We start from the raw sequence: 14,145 nt of genomic DNA on the forward strand, positions 1-14,145 counted from the left end.
ATGGATATCTTCAACGCGATCATCCAGGTGCTGGACTCTACCATCCGCCTGTCGGTGCCGCTGCTGCTTGCCTGCCTCGCCGGCCTCTATTCGGAGCGGGCCGGCATTTTCGACATCGGCCTCGAAGGCAAGATGCTGGTCGGCGCCTTCGCGGGTGCTGCCGCGGCTTCCGTGTTCCATTCGGCGCTTATCGGTCTCGGCATGGCGATCCTGATCTCTGTCGCCTTCGCTTTGGTGCACGGCTTTGCCTCGATCACCCATCGCGGCAACCAGATCGTTTCGGGCGTTGCGATCAACTTCGTCGCCGCCGGATCGACCATCATTCTCGGCCAGGCATGGTTCCAGCAGGGTGGCCGCACGCCGGCGCTGCAACCGGGCGAACGATTCGAGGCGATCATCTGGCCCGGCGCCGATGCAATCAGGGGCGTGCCGATCATCGGTCCGATCTATGCCGAACTGATCTCCGGCCATTCAATCCTCGTCTATTTCGCCTTTGCGATGGTGCCGTTCACCTGGTGGGTGCTGTTTCGCACGCGTTTTGGCCTCAGGCTGCGCGCGGTCGGCGAGAATCCGGCCGCGGTCGACACCGCCGGCATCTCGGTCGCCTGGCTGCGCTATCGCGCGCTGATCTGCACGGGCATCCTGACCGGATTTGCAGGCGCCTATCTTTCGATGGTGCAGAATGGCGGCTTCGTGAAGGACATGACCGCGGGCAAGGGCTACATCGCGCTGGCCGCGCTGATCTTCGCCAAATGGAAGCCGGTCAACGCCATGTTCGCCTGTCTGCTGTTCGGCTTCCTCGACGCGGCGTCGATCCGCCTGCAGGGAACGCCGCTGCCCATTGTCGGCAAGGTGTCGGTGCAGTTCATGCAGGCCCTGCCCTATATCCTCACCGTCATCCTGCTTGCCGGCTTCATCGGCAAGGCCATCCCGCCGCGCGCCGGCGGCGTGCCCTATGTCAAGGAACGCTAAAGGTCGACAGTTCGGCGCAGACGAAGCGCCGGGTTTTGGACACGATCATCGGAGAGAACATCTGAATGTCGCATGATCTGTTCGAAGCGGCCAAGGCCGCCATGGCCAAGGCTTATGCGCCCTATTCCAAGTTCCCGGTGGGTGCCGCCATACGCACCGAGGACGGACGCGTCTTCACCGGCGCCAACATCGAGGTCGCCTCCTATCCGGAAGGCTGGTGCGCCGAGACCACCGCGCTTGGCCATTATGTCATGGGCGGCGGCGGCAAGATCGTTGAAATCGCCGTCCTTGCCGAACGCATGGCCAAATGCTCGCCTTGCGGCGGCTGCCGCCAGCGACTGGCCGAATTCTGCCGCCCGGAAACGAAGCTCTATCTCTGCGACAACACCGGCGTGGCCGAAACCGTGACCATGGGCGACATGCTGCCCTACGGCTTCCGCGGCGACATTCTGAAATGAAGAGCTGGCTGATATGACGCAAAAAACGGTCGACCACCTTATCGAAAGGCTGGACGGCCTGGCACCGTCGACCGCGCTTGTGCTGGGTTCCGGCCTGGGCGGCCTAGTCGACCGGATCGAGAATCCGATCCGCGTCTCCTATGCCGACCTGCCCGGCTTTCCCAGGAGCGGTGTCAGCGGCCACGCCGGCCAAGTGGTCGCCGGGCTGTTTGCCGGCGTTCCGGTGCTCATGCTGTCCGGCCGCGCCCACTACTATGAGCATGGGAATGCCGCGGCGATGCGTCCGGTACTGGAAGTGCTCGCCGGCATCGGCATCACGAAACTGATCCTCACCAACGCGGCCGGCTCGGTCGATCCGGATATGCCGCCGGGTTCGGTGATGCTGCTCACTGATCATATCAACTTCTCCGGCACCAACCCGCTGATCGGCGAGCCCAGCGACCGCCGTTTCGTCGGCCTCACCGAAGCTTATGATGCCGGCATTCGCGACGCGATCGAAGGCGCGGCGAAGGCGACCGGCACTGCGCTTCACAAGGGCGTCTACATGTGGTTCTCGGGCCCCTGCTTCGAGACGCCGGCCGAAATCCGCATGGCGCGCATCATGGGCGCCAACGCCGTCGGCATGTCGACCGTGCCGGAAGTCATTCTCGCGCGTTTCCTCGGCCTGCGCGTCGCTGCCTGTTCGGTCATCACCAATTTGGCCGCCGGCATGACCGGAGCCGAGCTTTCGCACCAGGAAACCAAGGACATGGCGCCGGTTGGCGGATCGCGGCTGGCAACGGTGCTGCAGCGCGTGTTCCGTGACGGGCTGCTGGAGAGCTGATGCTTCCACAGGAAATCATCCGTCACAAGCGCGACGGCCACAGGCTGGCGCCTCACGAGATCGCCGCCTTCATCGACGGCGTGACGTCGGGTACCGTCACCGACGGCCAGGTCGCGGCCTTCGCCATGGCGGTGTTCTTCAACGGCATGAACCGCGACGAGGCGGTGGCGATGACGCTGGCCATGCGCGATTCCGGCGACGTGCTCGACTGGTCGGATTTGCCAGGCCCTGTCACCGACAAGCATTCCACGGGCGGTGTCGGCGACAATGTCTCGCTGATGCTGGCGCCGATCGTTGCCGCCTGCGGTGCCTATGTGCCGATGATCTCGGGCCGTGGCCTCGGCCATACCGGCGGCACGCTGGACAAGATGGATGCCATTCCCGGCTATATCAGCCAACCCGACATCACGCTGTTCCGCAAAGCCGTGCTTGAAACCGGCTGCGCCATCATCGGCCAAACCGCCGACCTGGCACCTGCCGATCGCCGGCTCTACGCCATCCGCGACGTGACCGGAACCGTGGAGTCCGTGCCGCTGATCACCGCATCGATCCTGTCGAAGAAGCTCGCGGCGGGCCTGCAATCGCTGGTGCTCGACGTCAAGGTCGGCAATGGCGCCTTCATGGAGAAATCCCGGGATGCGACCACGCTTGCCAATAGCCTCGTCGAGGTCGCCAGCGGCGCCGGACTGAAAGTCTCGGCGCTAATCACCGGCATGAACGAACCGCTTGCCTCCGCCGCCGGCAATGCCGTCGAGGTGCGCAATGCCGTCGATTTCCTGACCGGCCGCCTGCGCGACCGGCGGCTGGAGGACGTGACGCTGGCGCTGGCAGCCGAAATGCTGCAGTCGGCGGGACTGGTATCGTCGAACCAGGACGGCATGCGACGCGCCACCGAGACACTCGCCAGCGGCCGCGCAGCCGCCACCTTCGCGCGCATGGTGACGGTGCTTGGCGGCCCCGCCGATTTCATCGAGAAGCCAGAGAAATATCTGTCGGAAGCAGCAACGGAAATCGCGGTGAAGGCGACGTCGGAGGGTTTCGTCACTGGCATCGCCACCCGCGACATCGGTCTCGCGGTCGTCGGCCTGGGCGGCGGGCGCACCCGGCCCGACGACAGGATCGACCCCTCGGTCGGCATCACCAGGCTGCTGCCCATAGGCGCGGAAGTACACGCCGGAGATGCGCTGGCGCTGATCCACGCCCGCTCACCGTCCGATGCCGAGACGGCGGCCGCGACCGTGCTTTCAGCCTATGCGATCGGCGCTTCGAAGCCGGCCGCCGACAAGTCGGTCATCCGGCGGATTCTGCCGCGTGGCTGAGTGGACCTACTGAACCAGCAGCAATGTGCCGTTTTCGGCCTGGTATTTGCCGAGTCTGTTGAGAAAGCTCATGCCGATCAGGTTGGTGCGCAGTGCCCTGTCGTCGAGTACGATCGCCTGCACACCTTCGACGCTGATGCTGCCGATCTGCAGACGATCAATCGTCACCACGGCTGCCTTGATGGTGCCGTTGGCGGTGTTGACTTCGTGGCTGAAATCGGAGGGATTGAGCGACAGTCCGATCCGGCGTGCCGTCGACATATTGACCGCGACCAGCGTCGCACCGGTGTCGATCATGCCGTCGACTTGACGGCCGTTGAGCCTGAAGGTCGACGAGAAGTGTCCGCGCCCGTCCGCCGCGACCACGACCTTCCGGCCGGTCGGCAGCGGCGCTACCGGCTTGTCGGGAACGGAGGCCAGGCTGACATCCGGTTGCGTCTCGGCCGCTGGCTTGGCCGTCACCGCCGATTTCAGCAGGTTTTCGAATATTCGCGGATTCGACTGGTAGACGACCGGGATCGATGCCGACGCACCGGCAAAGACGCTGAGAATGAGAAGCTTGCGCAGCATGGATCGGCCTTTGTGAAGAGCTGATCATTAGCGCCGGATGGTGTTTGCCGCTTTAACGCGCGCCGGAACCACGTCTTTGCGTAAACGCCTGGTAAAAAATACCAAGCACATTGCTCGGGTATTACTTCGTCCCGTACATGCGGTCGCCGGCATCGCCAAGGCCGGGCATGATGTAGCCCTTCTCGTTGAGCTGGCGGTCGATGGACGCGGTGAAGACCGGAACATCCGGATGCGCCTTGGTAAAGCGCTCGATGCCTTCGGGCGCCGCCAGCAGGCACAGGAAGCGGATGTTGGTGGCGCCGCGCTCTTTTAACTTGTCGATCGCCGCGATCGCCGAATTGGCTGTCGCCAGCATCGGGTCGACGACGATGACCAGCCGGTCGGCGAGGTCGCTCGGCGCCTTGAAGAAATACTCGACGGCCTCCAGCGTTTCATGATCGCGGTAGAGGCCGACATGGGCGACGCGGGCCGCCGGCACCAGGTCGAGCAAACCTTCGAGCAAGCCGTTGCCGGCGCGCAGCACCGAGGCGAAGACCAGCTTCTTGCCCTCCAGCGTCGGAGCCTCCATCGTCTCCATAGGCGTTTCGATCGTTGTCGTCGTCAGTTCGAGATTGCGGGTGACCTCATAGCCGAGCAGCAGCGATATCTCACGCAGCAACCGCCGGAAGCCGGCCGTCGAGGTCTCCTTCTTGCGCATGATGGTCAGCTTGTGCTGGACAAGCGGATGATCGACGACGGTGACGCCCTTCATGATGTGCTCCGGCGGAATAGTGAGTGGTGAACAGTGAGTAGTGAATAGTGAGCCGATTTGCGAGTCCCTGCGTCAGTGAAAGCGCCGGCCTTCAACCGCTCGATGCGTGCACCGTCACTATCGACCGACTACTCACTGTTCATCGAACTTTCGCGTCCAACCGACCAAGAAGCGCTGTCTTGGTCTTCCTGTCGACGAAGGCGGCTTCGATGGCTGTTCTGGTGACAGCGGCAAGCGCCTTTTCGCTCATCGAGAAATGTTCGGCGGCGATATCGTATTCGTGCTTCAGCGAGGTCCAGAAATAGGGCGGGTCGTCGGAGTTGAGCGTCACCTTGCAGCCGGCCGCCTGCAGGGCGGGAAAGGGATGGTCGGCGAAACTGTCGAACACCTTGAGCGCGATATTGGAGCCGGGGCAGCATTCCAGCACGACACCCTGGTCGGCGATGCGCCGGACAAGGTCAGGGTTTTCGATGGCGCGCACGCCATGGCCGATGCGCGACGGGCGGATATGGTCGAGTGCCGCCTGGACGGTTTCCCAGCCCGTCAGTTCGCCGGCATGGACGGTGATGCCGAGCCCGGCCTCGCGCGCGATCTCGAAAGCCCTGACATAGTCCTCCATCTCGCCCATGCGCTCATCGCCGGCGACGCCGAACCCGGTGACCAGCGGATGGCCGCAACGCGCCGCGAAGCGTGCCGCACGCTCGATCGACTCGACACCGACATGGCGCACGCCGGTGACGATCATGCGCCCCTCGATGCCGGTTTTTGCCTTGGCGCGCAGCATGCCTTCGCCGAGCGCATCGGTGTAGGCCTTGGGTGACAGCCCGGCTTTCGCCGCGTGGTCCGGCGAGGTGAATACCTCGGAGTAGATGGCGCCATCGCGGGCCAGACTGGTCAGATAGTGGTCGGCCAGCCGCGCATAATCCTCCTCGGTCCGGAACAGGTCGGCGGAGAAGTCATAGGCCGCGAGAAAGGAGGTGAAATCGTGCCAGACGAAGGAACCGTTCTGGATATAAGGCGAGGTGTCCTTGCCGTATTTCTGCGCCTGGCGGATGACGAGATCGGGCGCCGCTGCCCCTTCGATGTGGCAGTGCAGTTCCGCTTTCAGAGGCATTCAAACATCCCGTCGGTCAGTCCAGGTCTCGAAACCCACCACCTGGAAGCGCGGCTGAACACCGCGCCTTAAACAATAGCGCCCGCATCATCGATCGGCTATGGTCCCGCCGGTTTTATGACGGATCAAAAAAATGTCAGTTGAGAGAACCACGGCCGCCGGCGGCATGGAAACCTCCTATGGTTTCAAGCGTGTAGGGGAAGGCGAGAAGCAATCCCTGGTCAACGATGTTTTCCACAAGGTCGCTGACCGCTACGACCTGATGAACGATTTGATGTCTGCTGGCCTGCACCGGCTGTGGAAGGATGCCATGGTCGCTTGGCTCAATCCGCCCAAGCGCGCGGGCTGGCGCGTGCTCGATGTTGCCGGCGGTACCGGCGACATCGCCTTTCGCATCGTCGATGCCAGCCATGGCCATGCCCATGCCACCGTGCTCGACATCAATGGCTCGATGCTTGCCGTCGGTCGCGACAGGGCTGAAAAGAAGGGGTTGTCCGGCAACACAGATTTCGTCGAGGCCAATGCCGAGGAACTGCCCTTCCCTGACGCCAGCTTCGACGCCTACACCATCGCGTTCGGCATTCGCAATGTCCCGCATATCGACGTGGCCCTGGGCGAGGCGTTCCGCGTGCTGAAGCCCGGCGGCCGTATCCTGTGCCTGGAGTTCTCCGAGGTCGAGATGCCGCTGCTCGACAAGGTCTACGAAGCCTGGTCGTTCAATGCCATCCCCAGGATCGGCAAGTTGGTCACCGGGGACGGCGAGCCCTATTCCTATCTGGTCGAATCGATCGCAAAATTCCCCAATCAGCAAAACTTCGCGGCGATGATTTCTCGGGCCGGCTTCGACCGCGTCTCCTTCCGCAACTATTCCGGCGGCATAGCGGCCCTGCATTCGGGCTGGAAGCTTTGAAGCCGTCGCCGATCTTCCTCACGCGACGAGCCTTGCGCCAGTTCGATGAACCGGTAGGGCGGACGCGGCCATGAGCACCGTCAGCGCGGCGTTCCGGCTCGTACGGGCCGGTTGGGTGCTGGTGCGCGAGGGCGTCGTTGCCGCCTTGCCCGGCGAGGAACTATCCGGCCTGCCGAAATTCGGCTGGCGGCTGGCGCGGCTGTTCACCCGCCGCCGCGCGCTCGCCTATGAGCGCAGCGATCGGCTGGCCAAGGCGGTGGTCCGGCTCGGCCCATCCTACGTCAAGCTTGGTCAGTTCCTGGCAACGCGGCCCGATGTCGTCGGCAACGACATGGCGCTCGATCTCGCCATGCTGCAGGACAAGATGCACACCTTCCCGACAGCCGAAGCGGTGGCCGCCGTCGAAGCCTCGCTCGGGCGCAAACTCGGCGATCTTTACAAGCAGTTCGGCGACCCGGTCGCCGCGGCTTCCATCGCCCAGGTCCATGCCGCTGAAACCGTCGATGGTGGCGTCGCCAGGAAGGTAGCGGTCAAGGTCATCCGGCCGGGCGTGCGCCGCCGCTTCTTCCAGGACCTCGAAAGCTATTTCCTCGCCGCCCGCCTGCAGGAGAAATACATACCGTCGTCGCGCCGGCTGAGGCCGGTCGAGGTGACCGAGACGCTGGCGCAGACCACCAGGATCGAGATGGACCTGCGCCTCGAGGCGGCCGCGCTCTCGGAACTTGGCCAAAGCACCAGGGAAGACCCTGGCTTTCGCGTCCCTTCGGTGGACTGGGAACGCACCGGCCGCGACGTGCTGACCATGGAATGGGTCGACGGCGTCAAGATGAACGACATCGCCGGCCTGCAAAGCGCCGGCCATGACCTGAAGGCAATCGCCACCAACCTCATCCAGTCTTTCCTGCGCCACACGCTGCGCGACGGCTTCTTCCACGCCGACATGCATCCGGGCAATCTGTTCGTCGAGGCGAACGGCACCATCGTCGCCGTCGATCTCGGCATTGCCGGACGCCTCGGCAAGAAGGAGCGCCGCTTCCTCGCGGAGATCCTCTACGGCTTCATCACACGCGACTATCTGCGCGTCGCCGAGGTGCATTTCGAGGCCGGCTATGTGCCGCGCCAGCACAATGTCTCTGCCTTCGCGCAGGCGATCCGCGCCATCGGCGAGCCGATCCACGGCCAACCCGCCGAAACCATTTCGATGGCCAAGCTTCTGACGCTGCTGTTCGAGGTGACCGAACTCTTCGACATGGCGACACGGCCGGAATTGATCCTGCTACAGAAGACCATGGTGGTTGTCGAGGGCGTGGCGCGCACGCTCGATCCGGCTTTCAACATGTGGAAGACCGCCGAACCGGTGGTCGGCGGCTGGATAGCCGGGAACCTCGGGCCACGCGGCTTGCTGGCCGACGCGCGCGACGGCGGCAAGGCGATGCTGGCGCTGATCCGCCAGGCGCCGGAACTCGCGGCCCGTACGGAACGGCTGTCGCGAGAGATCGACCTGATGGCCGAGCACGGCCTGCGCTTCGATGAGGCGACCGCCCGCGCCATAGGCAAGGCCGAAGCGCGCTACAGCCGTTCCGGCCGTGTCGCATTATGGGTGATCGCGCTGACGCTGGTCTACATTGCCTGGCAGCTTCATTAGGCCGTATTCGCGGCAAGCCAGCTGCTTGCGGCAATTTGATTGCATTGCTATCATCGCCATCAAGCGGGATGAGTAGAGTGCAATCACATGGCCAGCATCACGATCCGCAACCTGGACGATGAGGTCAAGGAGTTGCTGCGCCGGCTGGCCGCGGAAAACGATCGCTCCATGGAAGAACAGGCGCGGGTGATGATCCGGGCCGCCGTCGACAGCCAGGTCGGCCCTGTTGGCCGTCTCGACCAGATCGAGAAAGCGCTGCACGAACTGGCCACCTCGCAAGGCACTCCGACCCCGGCGTCAGCATTAGCAGGCAAGAGCTTGCCGCGAGGCACGCTTTCCAACAGGCGCATCCTGCTTATCATCGGCGGCGGCATCGCCGCTTACAAGGCGCTCGATCTCATTCGCCGGCTGCGCGAGCGCGGCGCGGCGGTGCGCGTCGTCATGACATCGGCGGCGCAGGAGTTCGTCACCACGCTGTCGGTCGGCGCGCTCTCCGCCGACCATGTCTTCACTGACCTGTTCGACCGCAATGATGAGCACGATGTCGGCCACATCAGGCTGTCGCGCGAGGCGGACCTCCTGGTGGTGGCGCCCGCCACTGCCGACCTGATGGCCAAGCTCGCCAATGGCCATGCCAGCGATCTGGCCTCGACCGTGCTCATCGCCACCGACAAGCCGGTGCTGATGGCCCCGGCGATGAACCCCAGGATGTGGTCGCATCCCGCCACCCGCCGCAACCGCGCGAGCTTGGGCAAGGACGGCATCACCTTCGTCGGCCCTGCCAAGGGTGAGATGGCTGAGAGCAATGAGGCCGGCGAAGGCCGCATGGCCGAACCGCTTGAGATCGTCGCCGCGGTCGAGGCGCTGCTCGATGCCGGCCCCAGGCCACTGGCGGGGCGCAAGATCATCGTCACGTCAGGCCCGACGCACGAGCCGATCGACCCGGTGCGCTATATCGCGAACCGCTCGTCCGGCAAGCAGGGCCACGCCATCGCCGCGGCATTGGCAAGGCTCGGCGCCGATGTGCGCCTCGTCTCCGGTCCCGTCACCATCGCCGATCCGGCCGGAGTGAAGACCCTCCATGTCGAACGGGCGCAGGAGATGCGCGATGCGGTGGAACAGCTTCTGCCCGCCGACGCCGCGGTGTTCGTCGCCGCCGTTGCCGACTGGCGCACCGAGAATTCAGCCGGTGAGAAGATCAAGAAGGTCGCGGGCGAAGGCCCGCCGGTGCTGCGCATGGTCGAAAACCCCGACATCCTGGCGGGTGTCGGCCATCACAAGCAGCGACCAGGCCTGGTCGTCGGCTTTGCCGCCGAGACGCAGGATCTCTTGCGCAACGCCGAGGCCAAGCTCACGAAGAAAGGGGCCGATCTCATCGTCGCCAACGATGTGTCGCACCAAAGCGGCATCGGTCCTTCAGGCGTGATGGGGGGTGATCGCAACCGGGTGCGGATCGTGTCGAAGGCCGGCGTCGAGGAATGGCCTGAAATGACCAAGGACGAGGTAGCGGCACGGCTTGCCGCGCTCGTCGCCGAGCGGTTGAAAATCATCGTCGTCTGACAAGTGCCGGCGGAAGCGTTTGCCGCCAACATCCTGTCGCTTGCGGTGAGCCAAGCCGTCAGTTGGCCAAAAGCTCCGCCGTGCGGGCAAGCGCACCGCCGAAGCCATTGAGCGGGATGGAAAAGCTTACGACTTGCCCCGTATCGGCCGCGAACGCATCGATCTTGAGCGTGGTGCCGTTCTTGAGCAGCGGCGTGACATTGGCATCGAACGCCACCGGCACCAGGCAGCCGACCACCTGGCAGGTGCTGAACGGCAGGCTGCCGTCGAGCTTCTGATCGTCGATGGTCAGCGCGACACCCTTGGCAAGCGCCAGACCGAAAGGCAGGGCAAGCGTTCCGGTCGCATCCTCCCCGGTCTTGCTCGACAGCTCGATCGCCAAAAGCCGTTGGTTGCTTTGCTTGTTGAACTGCTGGTGCGACAGGCTGCAGACCTTGTTCGTGCCCGATATCTGGCAATTGACCGTCCAGTCGCCATGGGTTTCGGACAAGGCCGAAGCACCACCCGGCAGTTGCGGCACGTCAGCTGCGGCGGGCGTTGCCGCCACCTTGTCGCTCTTGGTTTGCGCCGCCATGGCCGGCAGGCCTGCGATGCAGGCAGCACCCAGCACTGCTGCGATATACGCGTATTTCCTCATCAAGATCTCTCCCGCCCGGCTCCGCCTCGAGCCAGAAACTGACCTTGAGAGACGCGCTGACTGCATTCTGTTTGACCATTTCCTCGAAGGCGCCATTATACCCGACGGGCATGCCTACGCCATTGACGCCATTCAGCTCGAGGCAGCGTCGACCCGATAGAGCGGCGAATCGATCGTTTCCGTCAAGTGCAATGCGGGGTTGCGAGCAGATTCTCCGCCACGCCGAAGCAGCTTCGATCTCCCACTCCTTGGTGGAAAAAAGTTGAAGCCGGCAACCGACCCTTCTTCCTTGCCGGAAACACGCAGCAAGCGCGGGTGGCAGCCCTTGAGCGGGCGCGGTTGGTGTGAGGGTGATCGGCATTCTCGCATGGCATCGTCGGGCAAAAGCCCTATATATCTGGTGTGATGAGATTTTTTTGCAGGAATAGATGGATGTGTGCGCGTCGTTCATCGATGATATCAACATTGGTGGTGCTGGCTGGAGCGGTTTGCGCCGGCTTTGCGATGCCCGCTTCCGCGCAGGTGCTCAATCCCACGGTCAGAAACAACACAGTCATCCAGCAGAACGATCTGCAGGCGTTGCAAAACCGGGTTCAGCGGCAGCAGTTTCAGCAGCAGCAACAGCAGTATCGTGCCCAGGATCGCATCATCGTCCAGCAACCGCCGCTGGTCGTGCCGCAGGTTAGGCCGAGCTGCCAGACGCAGATAATCGGCAACACCGCCGTGAGCACCTGCCGCTGACGAACGGCAGCTTCTTTTATTTAGCCGACTTACATGATAGGGCACTTCGGGTGCCCCTGCGGCAGTTTGGATTTTGCAAAGGCGTCGCAGCACGCTAAGGGGCATTGCAGCGACTGGATTATCGAGATGGCAGCCACCAAGAAAAAGGCCGTACGCCAAGCCAAGAAAGGCGAGAGGATCCGCCAGGTGGCGGCGATCCCCTTCCGGCTGAACGCGCATGGCGGCATCGAGGTGATGCTGGTCACATCGAGAACCACGAGACGCTTCATCGTGCCCAAGGGATGGCCGATGAAAGGCAAGAGCGGACGCAAGGCAGCCACCATCGAGGCACTGGAGGAAGCCGGCGTGCTCGGCAAGACGCTGAAGCAGCCGGCGGGCACCTATTCCTACTGGAAACGCTTGGCCAACCGCTTTGTCCGCGTCGACGTCGTCGTGTTTCTGCTGGAAGTGACGGAAGAGCTTGCCGATTGGCAGGAAGCCAAGCGGCGGCAGCGGGCCTGGCTGGCGCCGGCCGACGCCGCGATGCTCATCGACGAGCCTGATCTCTCGACGCTGGTGAACACCTTGAAGCTTCCCGGGCCCGCGCCGCTCGAGCAGGCATAAGCCTCAATTGTCCGCGCCCTCATCTTCAGGAAGCGGCCGTGCCGGCGGGCCGCTATAGGCCCACAGCCATTCGCGCGGCAGCGGCCCCTTGTTGCGCTCGGACTGCTGAGATTGCTCCCAGGCATGCGCCAGGATGCCGACGGAACGCGACAGCACGAAGAGTCCGCGCGTCAGCGGCGGCGGAAAGCCGAGTTCGCCATAGATGACGGCGGTGGCGCCATCGATGTTGAGCGGGATTTTTTTGCCTTTGCGCCGCGCGACGTCGGCCTCGATCGCCTCGGCAATGTCGGCAAAGCGGCCGTTGACCACGCCACGCGCGGCAAAATCTCTGACCAGTTCCAGCAGGCGCGGCGCGCGCGGATCGACAGGATGGAAGCGATGGCCAAGCCCCGGCACATAGCCCTTCTCCTGCCCGAAGAACCGGTCGAGACGTGTCGAAACCGCTTCGTTGAGGCCCATGCCGCCATCAAGCGCCACGGCAATATCGCCATAGAAGGAAAGCGCCTGCTCGCCGGCGCCACCATGCACGTCGCCCAGCACGTTGATGGCCGAGGCCATGGCGCTGTTGATGCCGACGCCGCAGGTCGCCGCCATGCGGGCGATGGCGATCGACGGCGCCTGCGGCCCGTGGTCGACGGCCGCCCCCAAGGCAATGCCGAGCAGTGCCGCCTCGTCCTCGCTGGGCAATTCGCCACGCAGCATCAGCCAGATGACAGCCGGGAAGCTGACGCGGCCGATCAGGTCCTGGATCTCGTAGCCGCGCAGCCGGATCACACCGGGGCTCATCTCGATGATGCCGGTCTGCCACCATTCCTCGCCGCGCGCGCGGCCTGTTTTCTTCTCCACGCCGCTCATGTCAGGGCCTTTGCCTTGGCGCGCGGCGGCAGGCCGGCGAACACCTCGTCCATGTGCTCGCCCAGCACAGGCGGCGGCCGCGTCGGCAACGGTGCCGTACCGTCTACCATGAACCCGCCGCGCAGGACGGTCAGCGGCCCATCCATGCCAGCCACATCCTCGAAACGAGCCGTCACCTGGCGTTCGAGCACTTGTGGTTCGGTCAGCACTTGCGGGATCGTCAGTACCCGGCCCGCCGGCACGCCGGCTCGGTTGAGCGTCTCTTCCCAAATTGCCGCCGGATCGCTTGCCAGAGCATCCTCGATCTCGACCTTGAGCGCGGCACGGTTCTGCTTGCGGGTCTCGCGCTCGGCAAAGCGCGGGTCCGACGCCAGTTCCGGCCGTCCGATCAGCCGGCACAGCGTCACGAACTGCTCCTGTTTGTTGGCGGCGATGTTGATGAGCCCGTCGCCGGTGCGGAAGGCGCCGGAGGGAGCCGCCGTCATGTTCTCATTGCCCATCGGCTTGGGATCGACCCCTGCCGTCAGGTAATTGGAAACAGGCCAGCCAAGCGCGGAAAGCGTGCATTCGAGCATCGACACGTCGAGGAACGCGCCCTCGCCCGATGTCTTCTGCCTGACCAGCGCCGCGGCGATCGAGAACGCGCCGACCAAGCCTCCCAGCGTATCGGCGACGGGATAGCCGACGCGCAGCGGCGCGGTTTCCGGCGTGCCGGTTATGCTCATGATCCCGGAAAGACCCTGGATGATCTGGTCATAGGCCGGGTTGTCGCGCATCGGCCCGCTCTGCCCGAAACCCGATATCGCGCAATAGACGAGGCCCGGGCGGACCGCCCTCAGCATCTCGTAGTCAAGCCCGAGGCGTTTCATCACGCCGGGCCGAAAATTCTCCACCAGCGCATCGGCGCTGGCGACCAGGTCCAGGAAGCGCCCGCGATCCGTGTCCTTCTTGAGGTCGAGCATGACCGATCGTTTGCCGGCGTTCTGGGCCAGGAAGGATGCGCCCATGCCGGCATTGTTGAGCTTTGGAGAGCCGCCGAGCTGGCGCGCCAGATCGCCGCCTTGCGGCCCCTCGACCTTGATCACGTCGGCTCCCAGCAAGGCCAGCTGATAGGCACAGTAAGGCCCGGCGAGCACATTGGTCAGATCGAGGACGCGGATACCGGAAAGCAAGTCTGTCATATCTTT

15 protein-coding genes are annotated in these 14,145 nt (G+C 64.1%); 9 read left to right on the plus strand and 6 right to left on the minus strand.

Going from position 1 to position 14,145, the window contains the following annotated elements:
- The 4 genes from LB516_RS22515 to deoA all read left to right on the plus strand — a co-directional run bounded on the left by LB516_RS22515 (position 1) and on the right by deoA (position 3,572).
- The gene (locus LB516_RS22515; RefSeq protein ID WP_015315754.1) at positions 1-972 is read left to right on the plus strand and encodes an ABC transporter permease; all 972 of its coding nucleotides are present in this window, start codon (positions 1-3) and stop codon (positions 970-972) included.
- A gap of 65 nt (positions 973-1,037) precedes the next feature.
- Positions 1,038-1,430, plus strand: a complete 393-nt coding sequence (gene cdd / locus LB516_RS22520) for a cytidine deaminase (protein ID WP_140618828.1) — start codon at positions 1,038-1,040, stop codon at positions 1,428-1,430.
- A 13-nt stretch (positions 1,431-1,443) separates the two neighbouring features.
- The gene (locus LB516_RS22525) at positions 1,444-2,253 is read left to right on the plus strand and encodes a purine-nucleoside phosphorylase (RefSeq protein WP_140713251.1); all 810 of its coding nucleotides are present in this window, start codon (positions 1,444-1,446) and stop codon (positions 2,251-2,253) included.
- Positions 2,253-3,572, plus strand: coding sequence for a thymidine phosphorylase (gene deoA, locus LB516_RS22530; protein WP_224720396.1), 1,320 nt, complete (start codon positions 2,253-2,255; stop codon positions 3,570-3,572). The genes LB516_RS22525 and deoA overlap by 1 nt, the downstream gene beginning before the upstream one ends.
- Before the next feature lie 6 nt (positions 3,573-3,578).
- On the opposite strand, the gene LB516_RS22535 is transcribed toward deoA, so the two are convergent.
- The 3 genes from LB516_RS22535 to LB516_RS22545 form a co-directional block, all read right to left on the minus strand.
- Positions 3,579-4,142 carry a TIGR02281 family clan AA aspartic protease gene (locus LB516_RS22535; RefSeq protein ID WP_015315750.1) on the minus strand — a complete coding sequence of 188 codons (564 nt, stop codon included), beginning with the start codon at positions 4,140-4,142 and terminating at the stop codon, positions 3,579-3,581.
- A gap of 121 nt (positions 4,143-4,263) precedes the next feature.
- Complete coding sequence (upp, locus tag LB516_RS22540) at positions 4,264-4,893, minus strand: uracil phosphoribosyltransferase (protein WP_015315749.1); 630 nt, start codon at positions 4,891-4,893, stop codon at positions 4,264-4,266.
- Positions 4,894-5,032: 139 nt separating this feature from the next.
- Entirely contained in the window at positions 5,033-6,007 is a 975-nt protein-coding gene (locus tag LB516_RS22545; protein WP_140721207.1) for an adenosine deaminase, read from the minus strand.
- A gap of 133 nt (positions 6,008-6,140) precedes the next feature.
- Here LB516_RS22545 and ubiE point away from each other — a divergent pair, with 133 nt between their 5' ends.
- From ubiE to coaBC, 3 genes are all read left to right on the plus strand, one after another.
- The gene (gene ubiE / locus LB516_RS22550; protein WP_140793755.1) at positions 6,141-6,917 is read left to right on the plus strand and encodes a bifunctional demethylmenaquinone methyltransferase/2-methoxy-6-polyprenyl-1,4-benzoquinol methylase UbiE; all 777 of its coding nucleotides are present in this window, start codon (positions 6,141-6,143) and stop codon (positions 6,915-6,917) included.
- 70 nt (positions 6,918-6,987) lie between these two features.
- Positions 6,988-8,562, plus strand: coding sequence for a 2-polyprenylphenol 6-hydroxylase (gene ubiB / locus LB516_RS22555; protein ID WP_140721201.1), 1,575 nt, complete (start codon positions 6,988-6,990; stop codon positions 8,560-8,562).
- Between the two features lie 87 nt (positions 8,563-8,649).
- The gene (gene coaBC, locus LB516_RS22560) at positions 8,650-10,122 is read left to right on the plus strand and encodes a bifunctional phosphopantothenoylcysteine decarboxylase/phosphopantothenate--cysteine ligase CoaBC (RefSeq protein ID WP_224683497.1); all 1,473 of its coding nucleotides are present in this window, start codon (positions 8,650-8,652) and stop codon (positions 10,120-10,122) included.
- A 58-nt stretch (positions 10,123-10,180) separates the two neighbouring features.
- On the opposite strand, the gene LB516_RS22565 is transcribed toward coaBC, so the two are convergent.
- Positions 10,181-10,759: an invasion associated locus B family protein gene (locus LB516_RS22565; protein WP_224641189.1), complete on the minus strand. Its 579-nt coding sequence runs from the start codon at positions 10,757-10,759 to the stop codon at positions 10,181-10,183.
- Between the two features lie 432 nt (positions 10,760-11,191).
- Here LB516_RS22565 and LB516_RS22570 point away from each other — a divergent pair, with 432 nt between their 5' ends.
- Positions 11,192-11,500 carry a hypothetical protein gene (locus LB516_RS22570; RefSeq protein WP_140713237.1) on the plus strand — a complete coding sequence of 103 codons (309 nt, stop codon included), beginning with the start codon at positions 11,192-11,194 and terminating at the stop codon, positions 11,498-11,500.
- Between the two features lie 126 nt (positions 11,501-11,626).
- On the plus strand, positions 11,627-12,103 hold the full coding sequence (locus LB516_RS22575) for an NUDIX hydrolase (RefSeq protein ID WP_140713235.1): 477 nt from the start codon (positions 11,627-11,629) through the stop codon (positions 12,101-12,103).
- Between the two features lie 3 nt (positions 12,104-12,106).
- Here the strand turns inward: LB516_RS22575 and LB516_RS22580 are convergent, their stop codons facing one another.
- Positions 12,107-12,958: a citryl-CoA lyase gene (locus tag LB516_RS22580; protein ID WP_140618843.1), complete on the minus strand. Its 852-nt coding sequence runs from the start codon at positions 12,956-12,958 to the stop codon at positions 12,107-12,109.
- Positions 12,955-14,139 carry a CaiB/BaiF CoA transferase family protein gene (locus tag LB516_RS22585; protein WP_140713233.1) on the minus strand — a complete coding sequence of 395 codons (1,185 nt, stop codon included), beginning with the start codon at positions 14,137-14,139 and terminating at the stop codon, positions 12,955-12,957. Before LB516_RS22585 ends, LB516_RS22580 begins: the two co-directional genes overlap by 4 nt.
- Positions 14,140-14,145 lie beyond the last annotated feature (6 nt).

It is taken from the genome of Mesorhizobium sp. CO1-1-7 (genome assembly GCF_020164885.1).
GTDB lineage: Bacteria > Pseudomonadota > Alphaproteobacteria > Rhizobiales > Rhizobiaceae > Mesorhizobium > Mesorhizobium australicum.

Excerpts from the sequence above, each read along its gene's own strand:
- LB516_RS22515 (WP_015315754.1), top strand. The coding sequence starts at position 1 with ATGGATATCTTCAACGCGATCATCCAGGTGCTGGACTCTACCATCCGC.
- cdd (WP_140618828.1), top strand. The coding sequence starts at position 1,038 with ATGTCGCATGATCTGTTCGAAGCGGCCAAGGCCGCCATGGCCAAGGCT.
- LB516_RS22525 (WP_140713251.1), top strand. The coding sequence starts at position 1,444 with ATGACGCAAAAAACGGTCGACCACCTTATCGAAAGGCTGGACGGCCTG.
- deoA (WP_224720396.1), top strand. The coding sequence starts at position 2,253 with ATGCTTCCACAGGAAATCATCCGTCACAAGCGCGACGGCCACAGGCTG.
- LB516_RS22535 (WP_015315750.1), bottom strand. The coding sequence starts at position 4,142 with ATGCTGCGCAAGCTTCTCATTCTCAGCGTCTTTGCCGGTGCGTCGGCA.
- upp (WP_015315749.1), bottom strand. The coding sequence starts at position 4,893 with ATGAAGGGCGTCACCGTCGTCGATCATCCGCTTGTCCAGCACAAGCTG.
- LB516_RS22545 (WP_140721207.1), bottom strand. The coding sequence starts at position 6,007 with ATGCCTCTGAAAGCGGAACTGCACTGCCACATCGAAGGGGCAGCGGCG.
- ubiE (WP_140793755.1), top strand. The coding sequence starts at position 6,141 with ATGTCAGTTGAGAGAACCACGGCCGCCGGCGGCATGGAAACCTCCTAT.
- ubiB (WP_140721201.1), top strand. The coding sequence starts at position 6,988 with ATGAGCACCGTCAGCGCGGCGTTCCGGCTCGTACGGGCCGGTTGGGTG.
- coaBC (WP_224683497.1), top strand. The coding sequence starts at position 8,650 with ATGGCCAGCATCACGATCCGCAACCTGGACGATGAGGTCAAGGAGTTG.
- LB516_RS22565 (WP_224641189.1), bottom strand. The coding sequence starts at position 10,759 with ATGAGGAAATACGCGTATATCGCAGCAGTGCTGGGTGCTGCCTGCATC.
- LB516_RS22570 (WP_140713237.1), top strand. The coding sequence starts at position 11,192 with ATGTGTGCGCGTCGTTCATCGATGATATCAACATTGGTGGTGCTGGCT.
- LB516_RS22575 (WP_140713235.1), top strand. The coding sequence starts at position 11,627 with ATGGCAGCCACCAAGAAAAAGGCCGTACGCCAAGCCAAGAAAGGCGAG.
- LB516_RS22580 (WP_140618843.1), bottom strand. The coding sequence starts at position 12,958 with ATGAGCGGCGTGGAGAAGAAAACAGGCCGCGCGCGCGGCGAGGAATGG.
- LB516_RS22585 (WP_140713233.1), bottom strand. The coding sequence starts at position 14,139 with ATGACAGACTTGCTTTCCGGTATCCGCGTCCTCGATCTGACCAATGTG.